This window comes from Dechloromonas sp. H13, assembly GCF_009469615.1.
Taxonomy (GTDB): Bacteria; Pseudomonadota; Gammaproteobacteria; order Burkholderiales; family Rhodocyclaceae; genus Azonexus.
Map to the genome: position 1 here is coordinate 26,172 of NZ_SSXX01000010.1, position 21,532 is coordinate 47,703.

At 58.9% G+C, this 21,532-nt stretch carries 20 protein-coding genes; 2 read left to right on the plus strand and 18 right to left on the minus strand.

The window, feature by feature from the left end:
- Position 1: 1 nt before the first annotated feature.
- Positions 2–952: a polysaccharide deacetylase family protein gene (locus GH660_RS16825; RefSeq protein ID WP_153147923.1), complete on the plus strand. Its 951-nt coding sequence runs from the start codon at positions 2–4 to the stop codon at positions 950–952.
- 34 nt (positions 953–986) lie between these two features.
- Here GH660_RS16825 and GH660_RS16830 read toward each other — a convergent pair whose 3' ends face one another.
- From GH660_RS16830 to GH660_RS16915, 18 genes are all read right to left on the minus strand, one after another.
- Entirely contained in the window at positions 987–2,360 is a 1,374-nt protein-coding gene (locus GH660_RS16830; RefSeq protein ID WP_153147924.1) for a glycoside hydrolase family 140 protein, read from the minus strand.
- Positions 2,361–2,421: 61 nt separating this feature from the next.
- Complete coding sequence (locus tag GH660_RS16835; RefSeq protein ID WP_153147925.1) at positions 2,422–4,122, minus strand: asparagine synthetase B; 1,701 nt, start codon at positions 4,120–4,122, stop codon at positions 2,422–2,424.
- A gap of 32 nt (positions 4,123–4,154) precedes the next feature.
- Positions 4,155–5,369 carry a hypothetical protein gene (locus tag GH660_RS16840; RefSeq protein WP_153147926.1) on the minus strand — a complete coding sequence of 405 codons (1,215 nt, stop codon included), beginning with the start codon at positions 5,367–5,369 and terminating at the stop codon, positions 4,155–4,157.
- A 2-nt stretch (positions 5,370–5,371) separates the two neighbouring features.
- A complete protein-coding gene (locus GH660_RS16845) occupies positions 5,372–6,664 on the minus strand; it encodes a polysaccharide pyruvyl transferase family protein (RefSeq protein ID WP_153147927.1) in 1,293 nt (430 codons plus the stop codon).
- A gap of 1 nt (position 6,665) precedes the next feature.
- Positions 6,666–7,580, minus strand: coding sequence for a glycosyltransferase family 2 protein (locus tag GH660_RS16850; protein WP_153147928.1), 915 nt, complete (start codon positions 7,578–7,580; stop codon positions 6,666–6,668).
- Positions 7,581–7,584: 4 nt separating this feature from the next.
- Positions 7,585–8,115 carry a dTDP-4-dehydrorhamnose 3,5-epimerase family protein gene (locus tag GH660_RS16855; protein WP_153147929.1) on the minus strand — a complete coding sequence of 177 codons (531 nt, stop codon included), beginning with the start codon at positions 8,113–8,115 and terminating at the stop codon, positions 7,585–7,587.
- A 50-nt stretch (positions 8,116–8,165) separates the two neighbouring features.
- Positions 8,166–9,245: a CDP-glucose 4,6-dehydratase gene (gene rfbG, locus GH660_RS16860; protein WP_153147930.1), complete on the minus strand. Its 1,080-nt coding sequence runs from the start codon at positions 9,243–9,245 to the stop codon at positions 8,166–8,168.
- Between the two features lie 45 nt (positions 9,246–9,290).
- A complete protein-coding gene (locus tag GH660_RS16865; protein WP_153147931.1) occupies positions 9,291–10,598 on the minus strand; it encodes a glutamate-1-semialdehyde 2,1-aminomutase in 1,308 nt (435 codons plus the stop codon).
- Positions 10,595–11,260: a PIG-L deacetylase family protein gene (locus tag GH660_RS16870; RefSeq protein ID WP_228276543.1), complete on the minus strand. Its 666-nt coding sequence runs from the start codon at positions 11,258–11,260 to the stop codon at positions 10,595–10,597. The genes GH660_RS16865 and GH660_RS16870 overlap by 4 nt, the downstream gene beginning before the upstream one ends.
- A 2-nt stretch (positions 11,261–11,262) precedes the next feature.
- The gene (locus tag GH660_RS16875) at positions 11,263–12,039 is read right to left on the minus strand and encodes a sugar phosphate nucleotidyltransferase (RefSeq protein ID WP_153147932.1); all 777 of its coding nucleotides are present in this window, start codon (positions 12,037–12,039) and stop codon (positions 11,263–11,265) included.
- Positions 12,040–12,065: 26 nt separating this feature from the next.
- On the minus strand, positions 12,066–13,361 hold the full coding sequence (locus GH660_RS16880; protein WP_153147933.1) for an NAD(P)H-dependent oxidoreductase: 1,296 nt from the start codon (positions 13,359–13,361) through the stop codon (positions 12,066–12,068).
- A gap of 189 nt (positions 13,362–13,550) precedes the next feature.
- The gene (locus tag GH660_RS16885; protein WP_153147934.1) at positions 13,551–14,246 is read right to left on the minus strand and encodes a hypothetical protein; all 696 of its coding nucleotides are present in this window, start codon (positions 14,244–14,246) and stop codon (positions 13,551–13,553) included.
- Positions 14,243–15,742 carry a lipopolysaccharide biosynthesis protein gene (locus GH660_RS16890; protein WP_153147935.1) on the minus strand — a complete coding sequence of 500 codons (1,500 nt, stop codon included), beginning with the start codon at positions 15,740–15,742 and terminating at the stop codon, positions 14,243–14,245. The genes GH660_RS16885 and GH660_RS16890 overlap by 4 nt, the downstream gene beginning before the upstream one ends.
- Positions 15,743–15,744: 2 nt before the next feature.
- Positions 15,745–16,743: a glycosyltransferase family A protein gene (locus GH660_RS16895; protein WP_153147936.1), complete on the minus strand. Its 999-nt coding sequence runs from the start codon at positions 16,741–16,743 to the stop codon at positions 15,745–15,747.
- Positions 16,733–17,827, minus strand: a complete 1,095-nt coding sequence (locus GH660_RS16900; protein ID WP_153147937.1) for a GNAT family N-acetyltransferase — start codon at positions 17,825–17,827, stop codon at positions 16,733–16,735. The genes GH660_RS16895 and GH660_RS16900 overlap by 11 nt, the downstream gene beginning before the upstream one ends.
- Positions 17,824–18,720: a hydrolase 1, exosortase A system-associated gene (locus GH660_RS16905; protein ID WP_228276544.1), complete on the minus strand. Its 897-nt coding sequence runs from the start codon at positions 18,718–18,720 to the stop codon at positions 17,824–17,826. The genes GH660_RS16900 and GH660_RS16905 overlap by 4 nt, the downstream gene beginning before the upstream one ends.
- A complete protein-coding gene (locus GH660_RS16910) occupies positions 18,717–19,535 on the minus strand; it encodes a hydrolase 2, exosortase A system-associated (protein WP_153147938.1) in 819 nt (272 codons plus the stop codon). The genes GH660_RS16905 and GH660_RS16910 overlap by 4 nt, the downstream gene beginning before the upstream one ends.
- A gap of 5 nt (positions 19,536–19,540) precedes the next feature.
- The gene (locus GH660_RS16915) at positions 19,541–19,792 is read right to left on the minus strand and encodes an acyl carrier protein (RefSeq protein ID WP_194266348.1); all 252 of its coding nucleotides are present in this window, start codon (positions 19,790–19,792) and stop codon (positions 19,541–19,543) included.
- A 134-nt stretch (positions 19,793–19,926) separates the two neighbouring features.
- Between GH660_RS16915 and GH660_RS16920 the strand changes: the two genes are divergently transcribed.
- Entirely contained in the window at positions 19,927–21,525 is a 1,599-nt protein-coding gene (locus GH660_RS16920; RefSeq protein WP_153147940.1) for an acyl-CoA ligase (AMP-forming), exosortase A system-associated, read from the plus strand.
- Positions 21,526–21,532: the final 7 nt, after the last annotated feature.

The window sequence follows — 21,532 nt, forward strand, 5'->3', positions numbered from 1 at the left end:
CATGCTCCGTACCGCATTTTCGATCGCCTCGCCCGGCGGCCCGCATGGTCGGCTGACGACCTTCATCTTCCATCGCGTACTTCCGGAGAGCGATCCTCTCTTCCCTGACGAACCGGATACGCGGTGCTTTTCCGAAGTGCTCGGCTGGATCGCCTCCTGGTTCAACGTCCTGCCCCTGCCTGTCGCGGTCGACTGCCTGAAAGAGGCAAAATTGCCGCCCCGCGCCGCGGCGATTACCTTCGACGACGGCTACGCCGACAACTTCACGCTAGCTCGCCCGATTCTTCGGCAGCACGGATTGAGCGCCACCTTCTTCATCGCGACCGGCTTTCTCGACGGCGGCCGCATGTGGAACGACACGGTGATCGAATCGCTTCGCCAGTGCCGGGAAACAGTACTCGATCTCGAGCCGCTGGCGCTCGGCCGGCACGATATCGCGGACCTCGCCGGAAAACGCGCTGCCATCCATGCCATCATCGGCAGGATCAAATACCTGCCGGTCGCCGAACGCGCTGCACTCAGCGAACGCATCGCCGAAATCGCCGGCGCGACACCTCCCGACGATCTCATGATGACCTCCGCCCAGGTCGTTGAAATGCGCAAGTCCGGCATGCAGATCGGCGCCCACACCCTGACCCACCCTATCCTTGCCCGCCTCGACCCGACCCGGGCGCGGGAGGAAATCGGCGGCAGCAAGCGGATTCTGGAAAAGCTGCTCGGTGAAGAAGTCCCGCTGTTCGCCTACCCCAATGGCAAGCCGGGTGAAGACTACCGAGCCGAACATGCCGCAATCGTTCGCGACGCCGGCTTCACTGCCGCGGTCTCCACTGCCTGGGGTGCCGCCGATGCCGCCTCGGATCTTTATCAGCTACCGCGCTTTACCCCGTGGGACAAGACACGGGTGCGTTTCGGCATGCGACTTCTCGGGAACCTGCGCAAAACTGGGCGATAACTCGGCCAGTCGAGCAACAGGGAGGCCTCTTCCGCTACCTGCCGGACTCCAGCAACAACACCCAGTCACCCTGCCCGGCGGCGTTGTTGCGCTCCGGCTGGAAAGCATGCGTCCCAACTCCCGGAAACGGTGAGTCCGGCGCGTCCAGCAATCTGCCGTTCGATGGGTCAAACCAGTGCGCGCGCACCTGCGGCCCCGCCAGACGTGCCAGATTGAGCGAAACCTTGCGGATGGAAGGAAGATAGACCAGTCCGAAAGAACCATCGTTGGCCAGCGCCGCCACGGCCCGATCTTCGCTTCCCCGTATACCTCCGGTCAGGAAGGAGTTGGCGGCATCGGGCACCAGCCTGGTCCAGGCATGCGCCTCCAGCAAGCTGCGCAGATAACCGATGGTGTAAGCCCCCTCGCTGCCCAACGCCCGCTCCCAGCCACCGCTGAATTGCCAGACCACCCAGTTTCCCATCACCTGCCCGCATCCGCCCGACAACAGCGTCTGATAGGCCTGCAGGCGCACGGTATGCGCATCGAATCCTTCAATCCCCTCGTAACGACCTTCGATCAGGAAAAACGGCTTCCGTGAATGTCCATGGGCCTGCAAGGCCTTGCTCACGACGTTATTCGCTTCCGTATAGATGTTGTCGACCTGGAGCCAGCTTTCCGCTGTGCCCAGAAAATCGCTCGCTCCGGTATTGCGTGCCCCGTGAAAGGTATTGAGCGACGTGCCATCGACTTCACGGATACCGGCCACGAGCGCCCGCAACAAGACTAACTCCGGCGGATTGAAATCGCCGCCAAGGACCCAGAGAATGTTGGCATGGTGCCGGAAGCGCCGGGCAACATAGCGACCGTAAGCGCGCATCCTGGCCGCCCCGTTGGCCGCCATTTCCCGATACCAGCCTTCGCTCCCGCCTCCGAAGCCCATGTAAGCCGGGGCGAGCATCACCAGGATACCGCGCTCCGCCGCCATGCCGATGACCAGATCGGCATGGGAAAAATAGCGCTCGTTGGGCGTGCCGAAATCCCCGGAAACGAGGAACGGTGCTTCGCCATAGCGGTTCTTGGGCCGCGCGTCGGCAAATTCGTGTTCGATCAGGTTGACGAGAACCGCATTGAATCCCTTCCGGCGGCGGTCGTCGAGGTAATCAATCGCCTGCTCGCGCGACAGGCGAGCGATAAGCGACCATGCGGCATCGCCCTGGATCAGGAATGGCCGGCCCGCGGCATCGACGAGGTAGCGCTTCCCCGCCTCGCTCCGCAGTGGAAAGAGCCCGGAAGCCGGACCCGGCCGCACATCGAGCCGGACGCCACCTGACTGCGCGTCGGGAGAGCCGAAAGCAGGCAACACGGGCATCGTGCCGAGCATGGTTGCGGCAGCCAATAAACGACGACGGTTCACGGGAATGGCCATCGCAGCACTCCAGATCGGGACGACGACCACCTGCGGACAACCGTCCCGGATGAAACCAACTCTATACGCCTACCACCTCTCCTGCCACCGACAGCCTGTTGCCGGCACGCCGCTCTTCAAACCCGCGTAGCCACTGCTCGAGCATCATCGAAATCCAGATCATTTCCCCGTAATAGCCCGGGTGGTCGCCGAGGTAGCTCCTGAACAGCGTATCGACGAACTCACCACGCAGAATGTTGCGGTCGACCAGTCCATGAAGCGAATTTTCAGCCAGTTCGCGCAAGTCGCTGTTTTTCGTAACCCAGACGCCAAACGGCAAACCGAAGCCTTGTTTCTTCTTGGTAATGATCTCGTCCGGCAAAAAGCCCTTGAGCGCTTCCTTGAAAAACCAGCGTAATTGCAGACCATTCAGTTTCATTGAAGTCGGCAAGCGCTGCGAGAAGGCCAGCAAATCGTCATCCAGCAGCGGAAAGCCGACTGCCAGTCCCGCCAGCGACGTGGTTCCGACAATCTTCGGCAAATCGCTCTCCGCCAGCGTGTAGCGCCAGTCGAATGCGAGCTGCCGGTTGACTTCACTGCACGGGCCCTTGGCAAGGCCCCAGACTTCGCGCTGCTGGACAAGGGGCAGGCCGGTATCGACCTGGCCCAGGAATTCACCCTGGAATACCGAGTCCATCCCAAGTCGCATGATCAGGTTGTACATCTGCAAACGATCCGGCATCGGCACCCGGGCCTGCTCGACATAACTGGCCGCCTTGCCGATACCCGGCAGTCCCGCCACACCCTGGTTGCCTAGAAGCGGCTCCAGGAGGCCGCGACGCAATAGACCGGGGAACAGGCCGTACCAGCCAAAAACTTTCTGCTTTGCATAACGTGTATTGCCCCCGAACAACTCGTCGCCGCCGTCGCCCCCCAGAATCCGCATTACGCCATCTTCGCGGGCCATTCGGGCACAGTAATACGCCGGCAATGCCGAGGAATTGCCGAAAGGCTGATCGTAATGGCGAGCAACGGCGGGAATGCTGCGCACCAGATCGTCCGGCGTCACGTAGTATTCATGGTGCTCGGTACCGAACTTGCGCGCCGCAATCCGGGCGAACTCCATTTCGTCATAGCCCTCGGCTGCGAAACCGATGGAATAGGTCGCCGCCGGCCGCCCGCAGACCTCGCCGATCATGCCGGCAACGGTGGAACTGTCCGTACCGCCACTCAGAAAACAGGCTGCCTTGCCTCCATCCAGCTGGCGCGCAACTCCCTGCTGCAGGAGGTGCCTGAATTCATCGCGCAGGGCCTTGAACGAGACATCGCGGGACTCATTGAACTCCGGCGTCCAATAAGGAGATACGGTGACCACACCACGCACGAAGTGAGCGACACACCCGGGTGGCAGGCGATATATCCCCTTGAAAATCGTTCGCGGCGACGGAATGCAATGAAAATAGAAGTAATCGAATATGGCCTGCTGGTCGATGCCTGTCGTTTCGTCCGCAAGTTCGTCGGCCCGCAAGGCAAAACGGAGCCTCCCGTCGACGACCCGATAGCACAGCGAGCGAACCGCAAAGCGGTCCACGGCCATGAAGGCATCGCCTCCCGGCAATTGCACCCCTACGGCAAAATCGCCATGCACCGAATTGGCAAGGTCAGGTTTACTACCGGCAAAAATCTTCCGCCAGACGGCCTCTGCACCGTCGCTGGCAGCAAGTGCGGCGAGATGCGGATCGACGTAACGGGGATGGCCGGCCAGCAGGAATTCGTTTGCCATGATTTTCTGTGCGCTAAGTTGTATTCGGGCATTCATGAACGTGCCCCGACCGACTGCATCGCACCGGGACTGTAGGGTGGAACGCTGATCGAGCGTGTGCCGCGCGGCTGGGCGAATTCGCGGCCCGGCTTGAGAACCACACCGTCGAGATGTTTGGGAGCGACAGCCTTGCCGAGCAAACGCGAGTTCGCCCTGAGTCGATAATCCTGGCCAGCAAGATTGACGAATTCGGTGGCATCCACATTGAAATTGTTCGAATAATCGCCGGGACCGGCTGAATCGAGCTGGCCTTTCCCGATCAACAGGTTATTCACCGCGTACACCGGGCTGGCGCCCTGTTTCACCTTGAGGAAAACGCCCGGTTGGCCTCGTCGGTCGACCAGCGTGTTGTTGACCAGATAGAGCTCGTTTTTCGGCCATCTCAGGCCTTCGCTTCCAAACGAGATCAGATGATAGTTTTCCGTCGTCGCCGACTGATCGACGACATTGCCGATCACGTAGGCAACGCCGCCGTTCGGAAACTCCAGTTCGTAGCTCGCCTCGCCATTCGTCCCATCCGCCAGGCGGTTGTATAGCACGAAATTCTCGGCAGCCCGCGATTTGAACAAATGCCCGGAACGCGCATGGTGGAAATAACTGCCAGTGACATGCAGATGCCGGATCCCACCGACATAGATATTGTGCGACTGCCCATCGCCAGCACCATTATGACCAAATTCGCTGTTGCGGATTTTCAGAACGATGTCGGGATTATTGGCGGTCAGGATGCCGTTTTCGTTATCCCGGAAAATGCAGTTGTCGACGGTCAACTCCCCTTTCTCCAGGCGAATCCCCGCACCATTCCGGTCACTGACCTGCGCCCCGACAAAATCGAATCCCTCGACGGACACCAGCCCTCCACGGATGACCCAGATCCCCTTGTCTTCGGCATTCGCGCCGGAGGCAATCAGGCGCACCCGACCACCAACGGCGCGCAACGTTAAACGGTCTTGCCGCCAGACAGCGACATCCCCCACATAATCACCAGCGTCGACCTCGACAACGTCGCCGTCGCCCACGATGCGCGCCGCCGCCGCCACGGTTTTCACGTCGCGCTCCGGGCCGACCCGGATAATCCGCCCTCCCTCGGCGACGCGCCCGGTCTGCGCCAACGCCTGCTGCAACGGAATCACGAATAAAGCAGCCAGACACAGCAAGACGCCGACCCACCGGCAATACAACCTGTCAAGCAATTTTTCGCTCCCCATTCCTATCCTCCGGAGCGCTTGGCATCAAGGGCGGTGTCATGTGGCGCCATGTGCCATCCGGAACCGTCCGCCAACTGCGCCACCTCGTCGAAAACCTTGTCCAGGCGCATCCGGAATTCAGTTGCCACCCGCTGCACATGCAGCCGCAGATCCCGGGAGTTTTCAAGCGCCCGGCGAACGAGCGGAAGCACGGCGTCGCCCTGTACCTCTTGTAAGGGCTGGCAATATTCGCCCAGTTCGAAGTCATCCATCACCGCACGCACCTTGTCGAGATGTGCCAACGCGACAACGGGGCAACCGGTAACGAGCGAGAGGATTACGCCGTGCAAACGCGACGCGATGACCAGATCAGCCCCGTGGACAGCCGTGATGAAATCGTCCACGCGCGGTGCATCACGCACTTCGACGTTGCTGGCGCCCCCCTGACGCAATTCCGTGGCGAGTGCAACGGCATCTCCCATGTCCATCGCCGACTGGGAGCAAACGATCCTCACCGCATAGCCGCGACCGAGAAGATCCCGTCCAATATTCGCCAATGCCGACAGGTAGCCGGTATGCAGATCGGTTTCGTTTCGTGACCATGTCTTGTGGGAAATCGGACTGATGACGACGAAGCGACTGTCCGCAGGCGTTCCCCCACCCTTCCACCCGGAGTCCAGGGCGAAGACCAGATCGGGACACACTTCGCAAGGCTGCTCGAGTCCCATCGCCCGCATGACCTCGTATGAGCGCGAGTCGCGAAAAAGCCGCCTTTGCGCAATGCGTAAGGCCATGATGGAAAAACGCCGGCTGAGGTTTTCTTTCAGCCCATCGACGCCAACGGCGAGATAGATGACGGGGATGCGATAACGGCGGGCCAGTGCGGTCCATATCAACATCGACCATGGGTGGTTCCATGCCCCCCCCCAGAAGTCATCAAGTTGCCCGCCGCCAGAGATGATCAAAAGGTCCAGCGTACGCACGAAGCGGGCAATCCGGCGAATGACGATGGGCGAATACGGCCGCCGCCAGGCCTCGGATTGCGCAGCCGACGGCAAATCGACATAAGGCATCAGGTTCCCGGCCGTCGGTCCGAGGCCGGAAAGCGGGAAGGCAGGAATACCAAGCGACTGCAGGGTGTTATCTGGTTCCGGGGATATACCCAGAATATCGATCGCCTTACAACGCCGCTGCAGGTTCTGAATCACCGCCATCTGCGTGGCAGTGTCGCCAAGGTTGCGGCTGACGTAAGGGCCAAATAGCCCAACGCGACGCGGCTCGGCGTGCTGCCCGGGCATCGTGCCCCGATGCTTCATGCTAGCGCGCCCCGAAGTTCTGACGGAGATCCTGCATCACGTTCTCTCTGTCCCAGGCGAGGCGGCGAAGCGCCACCTTCAGCGAAGCCAGTTTTTCCGACCAATTGGCTGGCAAGCGCAAGGCAGCGCCCATGATCTCCAAATGCTGCCGCAAGCGATGACTGCCCACCGTCTGCGCCGCCTGATCACCATAAAAGGCACCAAATTGCTCCTTCGCCAACAGGCAGGCAAAAGTCGATGGTCCCATGCGTCGATAGAGCATGACCTCGGGCAAGACGATAAACTTTCCTAACAATGCGAGTTCTGCCATGAGCGGGATATCGCCATCCGGATAAGGGCGGTCCAACCCGGTGCGGCGCAGTGCCGAGAGCCTGATCAAACCAGACTGGCCATTGTTGAGAGCGAGACGCACACAGAGATCATAGAGGCGACTACTTGGCCGTTCGTCCAGGAGGGCAAGATCTTTATGGTATATCTCGCGCGCATCGCTTTCCTCATCCACCAGACAGGTCTTGCCCTGGCAAAGCACCGCCGATGGGTCAGCCTCAAGCGCCTTGACGCATTCTTCTATCATGTCGGGTGAGCACTCATCGTTGGCCGTTGCCCACTTGAAATACTTTCCTTCCGCCTGGTCGGCGACAAAATTCCAGTTGGCCGGCGCACCGATATTTTTCGGTTGCCTGATGTAGCGTATGCGTTCGTCGCTGGCTGCATAGCGCTCGCAAAGGGCCTGTGTCTCGTCATTTGACGCGTTATCGGAAATCAGCAATGTGAAGTTGCGATAACGCTGGGCAAGCAGCGAATCGACGGCTTTCGCCAGAAACCTCGCTCCGTTGTAAACCGGCAAGCCGATGAAGACGTGTGGCGACCGGCCGGCGGCATTGATGCCGGAAAGCGAATGCGGGGAATTCACCATGCCCTCATTGCCCCAGAAGGGGCCAGGTCATGTCGCGGGGAGCGACGTCACGCGGCGGCAACGGCCAGGGAATGGCCAGCGAGGGATCGTCGAAGCGAACCCCCTTTTCGAGTCCCGCCACGTAGTATTGATCAGTCATGTATAGGAATTCGGTATGGTCGACAAGTGCCTGATAACCGTGTGCGACGCCACCGGGAATGAACAAGGCCTGACGCGCTTGCGGATCAAGCCTCACCCAGAACGTGCGGCGAAAGGTATGGGAATCGGGTCGCATATCCACCAGCACATCGAACACCCCGCCCGACACGCAGCGAACAAGCTTGCTGTCGCCATTCGGGGCTTCCTGAAAATGCAGGCCACGTACCACGCCGGCATGGTCGGTATGGGCAAGGTTGCACTGGACGATATCGAATGCAATGCCGGCAGCGGCAAACTCCCGCTTGCAAAAAGCCCTCGCGAAGGATCCGCGATGATCTCCTCTGGGTTCCAGGTCGATCAGGTACGCCCCGTCGATGGTTGTCCGGGTAAATATCATGAGAGCGCTCCCATATGGAATGCGGGGAAATTGGGTTCTCGGGAATCTGGCTAGCTGCCGGCCTTGATCGCCATGAAACGCCTGATGTCCGCGAGACTGACTTCCCTCACATCGTCGCCCGCCTGATAGCTGCGGAACCAGTCAACGATCCATTGCAGAGTCGTTTCGAGGTCAAGCTTCGGGCTCCAGCCAAGATAGGCGTGCGCCTTAGAGGCGTCGAGCTTCAGGAAGGTACACTCGGGAGGTCCGGGATTGTGGTCACGCTGCCACTCGAACTTCGCATCCCAGAGTGTATAGAGCTTCTCGATGATCCAGCCCACGGTGCGCTCGCTTTCCGCAGGCGGGCCAAAATTCCAGCCGCTGGCGAATTGGTGCTGATCGGCATATAGGCGTTCAGCCAGCATGAGGTAGCCATGCAGTGGCTCCAGTACATGCTGCCACGGCCGCGTCGCCTGCGGGTTGCGGATCAGGGTCGGCTGATCCTGCAACAACGAGCGCATGATATCCGGCACCAGGCGATCGAGCGCCCAGTCCCCACCGCCGATAACGTTTCCGGCGCGCGCACTCCCAACCGCTGCGAGCCCCGGGTTGCGTTCCTTGTCGAAAAAGGAATTCTGATAGGAGGTGACTACGAGTTCTGCCGCCCCCTTGCTGCCACTGTACGGGTCATGGCCACCAAGGCGAGAATCCTCACGATAGCCCCAAACCCATTCCTCGTTGTAATAACACTTGTCCGAGGTAACCACGACTACCGAGCGAACGCTTGGAACCCGACGGGCAGCATCGAGTACATGAACCGTCCCCATGACGTTCGTCGAAAAAGTCTCGACCGGTTCCTGGTAGGAATAACGTACCAGCGATTGTGCCGCCATATGGATGACCACCTCGGGCCGGCTTTCCTGCATCGCGGCCTCCATAGCGGCAAGATCGCGAACATCGCCGATGCGATGATCGACCAGTTCGGATATTCTCGCCAGTTCGAACAAGGACGGATCGGTCGGCGGTGGCAGGGCAAAGCCGGTAACCTTTGCCCCCATGTGATCGAGCCAAAGGCAGAGCCAACTGCCCTTGAAGCCCGTATGACCAGTGATGAAAACGCGGCGATTGCGCCAGAATTCGGGATTTAGCATGGAAGATTAGTAAGTCACGTCACGGTTGATGAAGTGATCGCCAATTCAGGCGAACGGTCGGATGGCAGGCTTCACCGGGCGGCCAAGAAGGTATTTTTCGATCCCCTCGTCAAGTGCCCGGCGGTACACGAAGAAGGCCTCGGAAAAGATTTCTACGGTGCGATCGATATCTGCCTCGGTATGGCTGTAGTTGACAACGAGCGAGGTGGCGAGCACGCCCCGCCGCAGTATCTCCTGCATCAGCAATGTTCTGAATGGCTGCGATGGCTGCCCATCTGTGTCGCGCGAACCGAACACGAGGCAGCATGGCTGGCCAAGGATGGGCACATGGTCGGCGACACCGGCATCGGCGGCAGCTGCTTTCAACCCGTCAGCCAGTGACTGCCCTCGCTGCCAGAGCACATCGATGACCGGCTCTTCGCGGTAGACTTTCATGGTAGCAATCGCTGCAGCAAGACCGTGGGTTTCCGCCCCATGCGTGGTCGAAAGCAGGAAGACACGCTCGCGATCATGATCAAAACCACCAAGTTGCATCAATTCGCGCTTACCGGTCAGTGCCGATACCGAAAAACCGTTGGCTAGCGCCTTGCCGAAGGAAGAAAGGTCCGGCTTGATTCCGTAACGCGTTTGCGCGCCACCGACATGCCAACGGAAACCCGTAATCATCTCGTCCAGGATGAATACCGCACCGTGACGGTCGCATAACGCCCGGACCCCGTCGAAGAAGCCGGGCGCCGGTGGCGTTTCCTTCTCTGCTTCGAGCAACACCGCAGCAATATTCCCCGAATGCTCGTCGAACAGCTTTTCTAGACTGCCGAGATCGTTGTAGTTGAATTTCAAGGTCATTGCACGCGTGGTAGCTGGTACCCCGCCCGGCATGCCGCTGACACCGATGGCCCAATCGTCGACCGAAAAAAAGGGATGGTTGCCGCAGATCGCCACCATGTCTTTCCCGGTATGGGCGCGGGCCAGCTTGACAGCTCCCGACACCGCATCGGATCCATCCTTGCAGAACTTGACCATCTCCGCATTCGGGATGAGCTCCAGAAAGGATTCGGCGCATTCGAGTTCGATCAGCGAAGGACGGACAAAATTGGAGCCAAACTCGAGCTGACGGCGCACCGCTTCGACAACGGGAGGATATGCGTGGCCGAGTGCGACCGCCCGCAAACCCGATCCATATTCGATAAACTCGTTGCCGTCGACATCCCAGACGCGACATCCCTTGCCACACACGATGACCGGCGCCATTTCCTGCGGAAACTGGTCATCGCCCTTGGCGTAGGTATGTGCTCCGCCCGGTATCAGCCGGTGCAGGCGTGCGCGTAGCGCACAGGATTTATCGAAATTCATGTTGCACCACCCAGAAGCAGTTTGCGCGAATAAAAGGCTTCGGCGTAGCCGCTCGGCGCGTTGCACTCGATGCCGCGCAATCGCATCAAGCCCTGGAACGTCTCCGGAGTAAACCAGCGCTTGTTGTGCTGGGTCTTGAATACGCGCATCAACAAGGCAATCTTGCGCTTCATCGCCGCGGCTGAAACCGGCATGAAAACGGAAGGCGCGCCGAGATCGCCGTCGTATTTGGGAATCTCGTACTCGAGGATCACGTGGTCGCGAAAGGTGTTCCAGGCCAGCTCACCGACAATGCGGTGATCCTGATGCGAATCCTTGCGATTGTGGGCAAAGATGATGTCGGGTGACGCCATCTGCTTCAGCTCCTCGAAGCAATCCTTGATCGCCGGCGCCTCGGAAGGAAAATAGGCGCCGCGGAATTCCTTGATCGTCACCGTGCGGTCGCGCACGCCACGCAGCATCGCGTTGGCAGCGCTCCTAGCCTCCTGCTTGCGCTCACCTTCCGAACTAAGGACCACCCAATGCACGGTCGCATCAGGGTAACGGTTCAGCAATTCGATGACGGTTCCGCCGCAACCAATCTCGATATCGTCGCAATGGGCGCCAATGAACATCAGCCGCGGCGGCCGATTGGCCGGAAAATTGAAACAGAAATCCAGCACGATTACTTCCTGTGAAGCATCCAGGGACAATCCCCGCGAGCTTCCATGCGGTCGTAAATTATCTTTTCCCGGAAGGTGTCCATCTGTTGCCAGAACCCCGAGTAGTGGTTCACATGAAGAAGACGTCTCTCAACCAAACGGTTGAATGGTTCCTCGACCAGTTCATCGCCCTCCTCGATATAGTTGAATATCTCCGGTCTAAATACGAAATACCCCCCATTCACCCAGAAATCCGTGTCCTTGATGCGACCGATACTGGACACCCACCCGTTATCGTCACTCTGCACGGAGTGAAAACTCTGGGAAGTGCGAACTGCGATGAAACTGCCTACCGCATTGGTCGCCTTGAACTTGTCGATATGATCGTTGAGCGGAAGATCGGTCAAGGCATCGGCATAGTTCGCCATGAACATCGGCTCATCCTTGAGGTACTGGCGGACACGCAGCAGTCGCTGACCGAGATTCGAGTGCAGACCAGTGTCGACGAAGGTGATTCGCCAGTCCTGAATATCGCTCTTGATCAACTCGATCTTTTTCCCACCCTCGGACATGACGAAATCGTTGCTCAGGCACTCGTTGTAGTTGAGGAAATATTCACGAATCATGTCGCCGCGGTAACCCAGGCAGAGAACGAAATCCTTGTGTCCGAAATGGGCGTAATAGCGCATCAGGTGCCAGACGATGGGTCGGTAGCCAATATTCACCAGAGGTTTGGGAATCACCTCCGAATGCTCCCTGAGACGCGTGCCGAGGCCACCGCAGAAAAGTACGACTTTCATTATTCCTCCATCGAATTCGGATTTGGTTAAGCTCGATCCACTGAGCCGAAGTACTGGACCTGTTCGGCTCGCAAGCGGTCAACCAGGCGGCCGGGTGGCAGGTCTACATCGTCATAGGTTATTGGCTGGTCCTTGGCGATATCGCGCTTGAGGCGACAATCCAGCGAAACGGCGATCGGTAGCGTGTTCTCACGACAGCACACGTCATAACGTTCTACCAGCCCATAGCAAGTGAAGCCCCCGACGCCATCAAGCAACTCGCCTGCCTTGAGGTCTCGTTTGGCGTAACTGACCGTATCGCATACCGGCGCGCCCCTAGGCGTTATGGTCGGATCCCCGAAAAGCGCGGCGCGTGCCACGGAATGTGTAATCTGCCAGGGTGGCAGATGGTAGGGCTGATAGAACATGTAAAGTGGTCCCTCGCCCATTTTCAGGTAAGCCATCAATTTGCGCTTTTCCGGGTGGTCGTTGTGACAGATCACGAACGCGCCGGTGTGCGGCGCTGCGCCAAGCGCATACTCCACGTAGCCCTCGGTCGCAAAATCGTCGGGGGTGAACGATTTCAGCATGTCGTTGACATGAGCACACGGATAGCCCTGCATCCCGCGTACCTTTGGAACGAAGCCGGACGCGTTTCCCATGATGGCAGCCTCCAGCGCAAGCTTTGAACCGTCCGCAAAACAGGCGAGAACCGCCGGATTCTGCCCGAGGCGCGTGGCAAGTTCGAGCTGTGTCTGTGGATTACGGTAGCGGTCCAGAAAACCTTTCAACTGCCCCATGAGGACCGGTCGGTAGCCCATGCTATCGACAAAGCGGTAAAGGTTCATCGCCACGCCTGGTTCATCGCCGTCGGTATAGCTGAACACGACGCCGGCCCGGTCGGCATAGGTCTTGAGTATCGGTCCGACCGACGCGTCGATTTCGGCGCCGATCAGGATTGTGTGCTTTCCGTGAAGAATGGCATCCAGACAGACGGATGTCCCGAATTCGACGTGACCGGTAGCCTCGATGACCACATCGACGTTGCCGGCCCGGCAAACAGCCTCGGCGCTGTCGGTGATTGCGTAGCCCCCGCTTTCGACGACTCGCTCAAGTTCAGCGGATGTTTCCACCGGAACAGGATCGAGACAGCCAGCATCGCAATATGCACGTCGCGCCTTGTCGATGCTGCGGTTGGCAATGGCTACCAGGCGCATTCCCTTGGCGGCAGTCAGGAACTGGAGGGCAATGCAGCGTGCAATATAGCCGCCGCCGACCAACGCCACCCGCACCGGACGGTTGCTTGCAGCTCGTTCAGCAAGCGCAGTATCAATAATTATCAACGATCACCCCCACCGCAGGAAAATTCAACACTCATCGCAAAAATACCAAACGCATAATTTTATAATCATGAAATCAAACAGAGCAAGTAAGTTGAAAGTACTCCAAACTGGCTCGGCGAAAAACTGAAAAACTTCGTCTGCCGAGAAGTAATTCACGAAGCGCGCAAGATGGCCGCGTAATTGACACCGCTACTCCGGCCTAGCGCCCTTCGACGCCGACGTTGAAGGAGAATCGACGGACCTGCCCACCGGCTCCGTCCATTTTCCTACTCTCTTCAATTTCTCACGCAACCCCGGTAGCGGGAAACCCGAGGCATACGCCCGTTGCGCATAATCCAGCGCCTTGTCATATTCCCTCATGTCGAAATAGATCAGACCGGTGTTGTAGTTGATATTTGCATTGTCTCCCTCAAGGCTCGCTGCCCCCTCCAACTGACTCAAGGCCTCCACCCGATTTCCATTCTTCACCAGATAGGAGGCGTAGAGCATCTTGACCGTGGCATCATCGTTGCGGAATCTCAGCGCCCTATGAAAGTAGCACTGGACAGAATACTTCGCGCCCTTGGGTCGCGCCGCCTTCTCCCTCTCGCCTAGTTTTGTCATCGTCATCAAGGCGACGTGATGATTCGGAAACGCGCGCAGGGTGTAATCGAGATCGCCGCCGATGCTTCCCGCCGATTGCGAACTTATAAGATTGACCACATTGGACGTCAGATGGAAGCTCTCCACGATCGCCAGCTTGTCCTTGTCGGTACGGTAGTCAAATGGACCATAGGCGTTCTGCAGGCTGCCGCAAATATAATCGTCGACCTCGGCGCCCGCCCTGGCCCAGAAGAAGAGCCCAATCAGAAAAATCAACAGTAACGAAGAGTTTCGTGCATTCATTTTCCACATCGCATCAATACGAGAAACCTCTCTTTCAAGCGAAGCTTCTCCAAAAAATAGGATTCGGCACCGTCGCAACATCCGGATATCCTCCAAAAAATCAGTATGGCGCACAAATAGACGCCGGCACCAAACGCAATCGACAAGAGTACATGCGCAAACAGTGCAAGAGCATCGAACCTGGGAAAGATGCTCAGGGCAAAAGCCATTATCGCGGTCGACAATAGCGGCCGCCATGTATTTCTCAAAAAATCCATCAACCTGATCGACTCGACATAATACAAAACCAGGCAAACGAAAAAGACAAACCCCAAGGCAGTTGTCGCCAACCGTATCATGGCAATGCCCTGCGCGCCGGCAGCGGGAAATGCGACAATGACCAACATCGCCATCAGCGCCAACCTCATCCAGGTACCGAACGCCAGCAGGTTAACCCTTCCCAGGGTCATGAGCAGATAGCTGCTGCTGTATGTCAATGCGGAAAAAATGCTGATCAACGCCAGGATTCTGATCAAGGGAATCGCTTCCAGCCATCGCTCCCCGAGCAACAGCGGAACAACATCGCCGGCGACCATGCACAGGCCGACACCGGCAGGCAATGCAAGCAGGCTCTGGACTCCGACCGCCATGCAGTACGCAGCACGAAGCCGCTCCGGATTGTTCGCGGCATCGACGAATACCGGGAAAAGTACGCGACTCAGAGGTGAAAGCAATTCGGTCGTCGGCATGGCGGCAATATCGTCGGCAAGGGCGTAAGCGCCCATCGTTGACGCATCCGTTCTCCTGCCCACCAGGAATTTGTCTATCTGCTTCAACCCATAATCACCTATGTTGGCAATAAGAATCCACTGCGAAAACGACCATATCTGCCCTAGGGAAGCTTTTGAAAATCTTGGGCGATAGTCGTGCAGCACGTAACTGATCGCGACGCCCGCCGCACGTCCGACCGCAGCCCCAATCACCATGGCCCAATATGATTGAAGCAGAACAGCCAGTGCAATGGTCACCACAAAGCCGGCGATGCGTCGGAAAAAGAAAAACTGGAAATCACGTCCGAACTCCATGTTCTTCTGGAAAGCGACGATGCCAATATTTTCGAAACCACTAATCAGTGCGGACAGCGCCATTACCCGGAGCACGTCGATTACTCTCGGATCATGGAAATATTCCGCCGCAAAAGGCGCCGAAAGGAAAATCAATAACGCGACCAAGGCAGACTGAAGCAAACGCAACGTCCACGCTGTATCGAATTCGTCACGTCCGGCCTGCCGGTTCTGAACAAGTGCCGAACCGACACCCAGATCCAGAATGATATCGACCAACCCGACGACGATCGAAGCCATGGCGACGATGCCAAAATCCTCCGGCAACAGCAGGCGAGCGAGAATCAGCGTACTCACCAAGCCGATGAGACGATCCGTCCAGCGCATGCCCACCATCAGCACCGCGCCCCTCGCGACGGACACCCTTTTGATTTGGCGCTCGGATATGGACATGGTCAGCTCCCAGACCCCCGGGGATTGTTGAGTCCAGAAAGACCTGCTTTAGCCAAAAAGATGCGGGCATAGAGAATCATGCCCTCGATGCCGAGACCATATTCCCTGCGCAAACGATCCAGGAGGTCCAGTCCAGTCCCGGGATTACCCCATTTCCAGTGACTCGAAGCGAAATTGCATGCAGCCCGTCTAATCCTCTTGACCACTACCGCCTTCCCTGGCGTTCGGCCATCCGGCCCGGTCACGCCCCAGCGCTTGACGGCATTGGAAACGATCTCGTATTCGAAGCATCGAGAATTTGGCGCGTGCGTGATGCTTTCACCATGTGTCCGATAGAGCGCGGTCACCTGGGCCAGCGATGCCATTTGCAATTCACGCGACAATCGGAGCCACAAATCGTAGTCCTGCCCCTTCCTCAGATCTTCGTCGAAGCCACCGATTTGCAACAAGGCATCCCGTTCAACCACTACCGTCGACGTCCAGACTAGGCAATCAAGCAGTAAATCGGCGTATACCCATTTGGGTTCTGCAAACGCCTCCATCGAACGGGATCCAGACTTCTCGGCCAGCACGTACTCCGGTTCCGGCCAGATACCTTTGTCATCGGCACACCAGAACAGGAACTGCGAAAACGACATCCTGCATCCCGTTTCCCGCAAGGCTGCCATCTGCGCGCTGATCTTTCCCGGGAACCAGTAATCATCTGCATCGATAAAGGCGATGAATGCCCCTTCCGCCACTCTTGTTCCCATGTTCCGAGCCGCGGCCGAACCCTTGTTTGGCTGACTGAACACCCGGATTCGATCCCCGTAATCCGCCAGGACTTGCAGCGTAGCGTCCGAAGACCCATCGTCGACGACAATGATCTCGAGCGGACGGTAATCTTGCGCCAGTACGCTGTCTATGGCGCAACGTATGTATTTCTCGCCGTTGTAGACTGGCACTACGACCGACACAAGCGGTGCTGCCAAATTAGTGCTCCGGAATTCGTCAGTTTGCATGATGAGCCGCCTTGCCACGCACACGCTCGAGGATTGGCTTTACGGCACGCCCGAGGTACTCGCGCAGCGCCCGGCCCGCTCCCCGCAACGAACGCGGGTTGTAGGCGATGATGCCCCATCGCTCCCGCCGTTTGGTCATCCAGGAAGCCTTGTACGGATCATCGCCGATCAGGTAGTCCACCTCCTTCACGCCGTCGGCGTCGATCGCTTGCGCCATCAGGGCGGCCGTCAGCAGTGTTCCGGCGGAATAGCGCTTGAACTCCTCATGGTAGGCCAGCTTGAAAATGCTGGCACGGCCATGTGCGACGATCCAGATCTGGGCGGCGATGGGCTGTCCGCCCAGCGTCGCAACCCCAAGGCGCAGCCAGCGCCTGGCTGCCAGCATCCGGATCAGTGAAGGCACGAATTCGGGATAGGGTTCCGGCACCTTCCAGCTCGCGGCATAGACGGCCTCGTAGGCGCCGATGCCGAATTCGACTCGCGCCGGGTCGGAAATGATCTCCAGAACCCCGCCCGCCTGCTGGAAATCGCGTGATTTCCGCTTGACCGAATTTCTTATCTGACTGGACCTTCCAGCGAAATAGGATGACCAGTCTGCTTCGACCGGCAGATGCCAGTTCCCGAAACAAAAAAATGGAAAGGCGATCAATCCTGCCTGGCGCGAGGCTGCGAGCAGAAGTTGATAACATCGCCCGTCGACATCCATTGGCGCGAAACGCATCGCGGAAATCGTGCCGTGAATGTCGCGAATGCCGGCCAGCAGGCAGGCGAGCGATTGGGCGCTCAACCCGGCTGCAAGGTACGGCTGATAAAGTGAAGTGTAGAAATTGCCGAGCGACCAAACCTGGCCGTCGTCGGCAAGACGTGTCGGCAGCACCGCGAGCACTTCGTGGCCACCGTAGAGCACATGAAATGCCACCCCGGGATCCGAAGCGTAGACGCTATGGATCAGATTGTTCAGCCATGCCCAACCCTGCTCGATATCGGAAGTTTCAGCATGTTCGAGAGCGGCGAGCACCGGTTCCGGCAAGTCACCGACTTCGCGATAGGTTTCCACCCGCAGGTTCATAGCGCTGGTAGTCATCGGCTTGCACTCCCGGATATTCCAGTTGCGGACAATGCAGCTCCCTGCCCCAGGCCGGATTGGCGCAACCAGTCCAGGGTGCCTTGGGCGACCTTTTCGCGCCAGACTGCCGACGAAAAGGTATGGTCGGCTTCCGGCAACGACTGGGTGGTGACCAGCGGTCTTGCTAGCAGGCCGTCCCATGCCGGATCGTCACCGGCGAATTGCAGGAACTCCTTCGCCGTATAGTCATTCCCGCTCAGTACCAGCATGACCGGCCCATCGAACGCCCCAAGCGCACTTGCCATGCGCCCCTGAAAACTCCTGGACTCCGCCTTGGCGACCTTCCGGGTCAGCAGCAGGTTCGAGAACAACCCTCCCAGGGCGTGGAGCACATTGGCTTTCCCCGACAGCAGCTTTGTCCAGAATTCGCGCTGCAGAAGACGTTGACCGTAGTAATGCCTGATATGGGTCTTGGCCAGAGTAGCTTCGGAGCGCACCCAGGGATTGAGCAGACACATTCCGCACACCCGCCGATCTCGCCTGGCTTCCCAATAGAGCAGGCTGGCCGAGGCGGCATCGCACAGGCCCCAAAGCACGATCCGCTCGATTCCAGGATGGCGCGCCGTGAAGGCATCGATCGCGGCGCCGATGTCATCCTCGACGGACTCGAAATTGCGTGCCACGCCGCTGCTATCGCCCATCCCCCGAAAATCGAATCGCAGCACCGGGAAACCCGCCCGCGCCAGGCTACGGGAAAGCAATAGAAACTGGCGATGACTGCCCACGCGATATTGCGGCCCGCCCACGACGATGACGATTCCGGTCGATGTCGCCATCTCCGGCACGCAGGCGATACCAAGCAAAGCCTCGTCGGCGCATGGAAACAGGAAGGCGTGTTCGTCGATCCTCATTGCCAGCTTCTCATTACATCCAGCGTCGCATCGATCAATGCCGGCACCTCTTCAATTTCGCTGGTCTGCCAGAACGCAGGTCCGCTTGTCGTCCTGGCATCGACCTGCCAGCCCGCCGAACGCCATGCCTCGATCCGCTGCTGCGCGACAGGGGAAATTTCGCCCGACGGACGCGATGACATCTCAAGCCAAGCCACACGCCCGCCCTGCCCGGCACCTGAGAGCAACTCGGCAGCGGCAAGCCCTTCAGCCATCTGCGGGCTGATCGAATAGCCGGCAATTTCCACGTTGTTTCCCGCGTTCAGCTGCTGCCGCAGACCGTCGAGGACATCCTTCCCGTTTCCCGCCCCGAGCGCCGCGGCCGCCTTCAGGCGCATGAACTGCTGCCAGTGCTGTTTTCCGGAAATCACCGGCTGCCAGAAAACGAAATTCGGCCTTTTCTTGAGGTCGACCGCAACAGACGCCGTCAGCAGGCACCCGGCGCGCAGCCCCCAAAGCGTCAACGGCAGCGGAAGACGGTCCTGAAGCCAGGCGACCCCAGTGGCGATATCCGCCCGCCAGTCCTCCCAACGCGCATCGCCAAACTCTCCGCTGCTGTCGCCGCAGCCCAGCATGTCGAGTTGCAACACCCCGTACCCGGCCTCGCCGAGCGCCCGCGAAAACAGGGCGGCCATGCGTCGCGCCTTGTTCATCTCCTCGGCAAAAGGGTGGACGTACAACACCGCGCCACGCGCCACGGAGCCCCGGGGTGGGTGAAAGATGCAGAAGCGCTGCCCGCCTGCAACCGGGAGAAAGAAGGCCTCTTGCACTGCCATCGCGCTCAGGCAGCAACCTTTCGTTCGACAAAGTCGACCAGCGAGCCAAGCGTGGCAAATGTCGCCCCGTCGATTTCATCATCGTCTATCGAGAATCCGAAACGCTCTTCCAGCGTCGTGATGACCGCGATGACCGCCATCGAATCCAGTTCAGGTATTGCCCCCAGAAGCGGGGTTTTGTCGGAAAAGCCGGCGCTGCGCCCGTTGAGGCTGAGAATTTCTTCCAGAACGGCGACAGTTTCTTGCTTGATGTTCAAGGCTAACTCCAAGGGGTTTGATTCCGGAGGCGCCATTATAGGCGGGGCATCCGGGACGGGGCTGTGAGATACTACACACTGTCATACGTCCGGTCAGCCGAGAATCCCAGAATATTTCACTCCCCTCTGACTTCATGCGAAATTCCAACCTGCTTCCCGAACTGATCGCCATTGCGGCAGAGCGTTCACCCGATGCAACCGCCCTTGTCTTCGGCAAGGAGAACCAGACCTACGAAGGCTTGCAAGGAGCCGTCGCCGACTTTGCGGGCGGATTGATGCACCTCGGACTCCAGCGTGGCGAACGTGTCGCGATCTACCTGGAGAAGCGCTTCGAGACTGTCATTGCCAGTTTCGGCGCCCCGGCAGCGGGCGGAGTATTCGTCCCGCTCAATCCCTTGCTGAAACCCGAGCAGATCGGCTACATCCTGCGCGACTGCAACGTTCGTGTTCTGGTCACTTCGCCGGAACGCCTCGCCCTGCTGTCGGAGACGCTGAATCAATGCCACGACCTGCGCCACGTGGTCGTTCTGGATTCGCATGATCCCCTTCCATCGGGAGGACCCGTCGCCTTTTTCCGATGGAGCGAACTCCTGTCACTGCCCCGGAAAACCGGTCATCGCGTCATCGATACCGATGTCGTAGGCATTCTCTACACATCCGGGAGCACCGGCAAGCCCAAGGGAGTCGTGCTTTCCCACCGCAATATGGTCGCTGGCGCCAAGAGCGTGGCCAGTTATCTTGAAAACCGTGCGGACGATACGCTGCTGGCCGCCCTCCCCTTATCATTCGACGCGGGTTTCAGCCAATTGACCACCGCCTTTCACGTCGGCGCCCGGGTCGTGCTGCTCAACTACCTGCTGCCCCGCGACGTACTGAAGGCCATCGGACGGGAGAAAGTCACCGGATTGACTGCTGTGCCGCCGCTTTACATCCAGCTGACCCAACTCGAATGGCCTGCAGACATCACCGAACACCTGCGTTACTTTGCCAACACCGGCGGGCGCATGCCGCGCGAAACACTGGCGTTGCTGCGCAAGAACCTGCCCAAGTCAAAACCCTACCTGATGTACGGACTGACCGAGGCATTCCGCTCGACCTATCTGCCACCCGCCGAAGTCGACCGGCGGCCGGATTCGATCGGCAAGGCCATTCCGAATGCCGAAATCCTGGTATTGCGTGAGGATGGCTCCCCCTGCGCCCCCAACGAGCCGGGGGAACTGGTTCATCGGGGGGCGCTGGTCGGCATGGGTTACTGGAACGATCCGGAAAAAACCGCCGAGCGTTACAAGCCATTGCCGGCTCATACCCCGGGACGCGAGGCAGGGCTGGTCCTTCCGGAAATTGCCGTATTTTCCGGAGACACCGTTCGAATGGATGAAGACGGTTTTCTCTACTTCATCGGCCGCCGGGACGAAATGATGAAGACTTCCGGTTACCGGGTCAGCCCGACCGAGGTGGAAGAAATTCTCTATGCCACCCGACTGGTTGGCGAATGCGTCGCCTTCGGTGTCGATAACGATGTGCTGGGACAGGCAATTCAGGTCATTGCGACGCCACCCGCCGGCAACACGCTCGATACCGCAGCGCTGCTGGCGGAATGCCGCGCCCGTATGCCGGCTTACATGGTGCCCGCCGGAATCGAGGTACGCGAAGGACCATTGCCACGCAACCCGAACGGAAAAATCGACCGAAAAACCCTATCGACCGAGTGGGTCGAGAAAAACACCGCCTGATTTCGCC

Coding starts and splice junctions, on each gene's coding strand:
- GH660_RS16825 (WP_153147923.1), top strand. CDS start 2: ATGCTCCGTACCGCATTTTCGATCGCCTCGCCCGGCGGCCCGCATGGT.
- GH660_RS16830 (WP_153147924.1), bottom strand. CDS start 2,360: ATGGCCATTCCCGTGAACCGTCGTCGTTTATTGGCTGCCGCAACCATG.
- GH660_RS16835 (WP_153147925.1), bottom strand. CDS start 4,122: ATGGCAAACGAATTCCTGCTGGCCGGCCATCCCCGTTACGTCGATCCG.
- GH660_RS16840 (WP_153147926.1), bottom strand. CDS start 5,369: ATGGGGAGCGAAAAATTGCTTGACAGGTTGTATTGCCGGTGGGTCGGC.
- GH660_RS16845 (WP_153147927.1), bottom strand. CDS start 6,664: ATGAAGCATCGGGGCACGATGCCCGGGCAGCACGCCGAGCCGCGTCGC.
- GH660_RS16850 (WP_153147928.1), bottom strand. CDS start 7,580: ATGGTGAATTCCCCGCATTCGCTTTCCGGCATCAATGCCGCCGGCCGG.
- GH660_RS16855 (WP_153147929.1), bottom strand. CDS start 8,115: ATGATATTTACCCGGACAACCATCGACGGGGCGTACCTGATCGACCTG.
- rfbG (WP_153147930.1), bottom strand. CDS start 9,245: ATGCTAAATCCCGAATTCTGGCGCAATCGCCGCGTTTTCATCACTGGT.
- GH660_RS16865 (WP_153147931.1), bottom strand. CDS start 10,598: ATGAATTTCGATAAATCCTGTGCGCTACGCGCACGCCTGCACCGGCTG.
- GH660_RS16875 (WP_153147932.1), bottom strand. CDS start 12,039: ATGAAAGTCGTACTTTTCTGCGGTGGCCTCGGCACGCGTCTCAGGGAG.
- GH660_RS16885 (WP_153147934.1), bottom strand. CDS start 14,246: ATGAATGCACGAAACTCTTCGTTACTGTTGATTTTTCTGATTGGGCTC.
- GH660_RS16890 (WP_153147935.1), bottom strand. CDS start 15,742: ATGTCCATATCCGAGCGCCAAATCAAAAGGGTGTCCGTCGCGAGGGGC.
- GH660_RS16895 (WP_153147936.1), bottom strand. CDS start 16,743: ATGCAAACTGACGAATTCCGGAGCACTAATTTGGCAGCACCGCTTGTG.
- GH660_RS16900 (WP_153147937.1), bottom strand. CDS start 17,827: ATGACTACCAGCGCTATGAACCTGCGGGTGGAAACCTATCGCGAAGTC.
- GH660_RS16905 (WP_228276544.1), bottom strand. CDS start 18,720: ATGAGGATCGACGAACACGCCTTCCTGTTTCCATGCGCCGACGAGGCT.
- GH660_RS16910 (WP_153147938.1), bottom strand. CDS start 19,535: ATGGCAGTGCAAGAGGCCTTCTTTCTCCCGGTTGCAGGCGGGCAGCGC.
- GH660_RS16920 (WP_153147940.1), top strand. CDS start 19,927: ATGCGAAATTCCAACCTGCTTCCCGAACTGATCGCCATTGCGGCAGAG.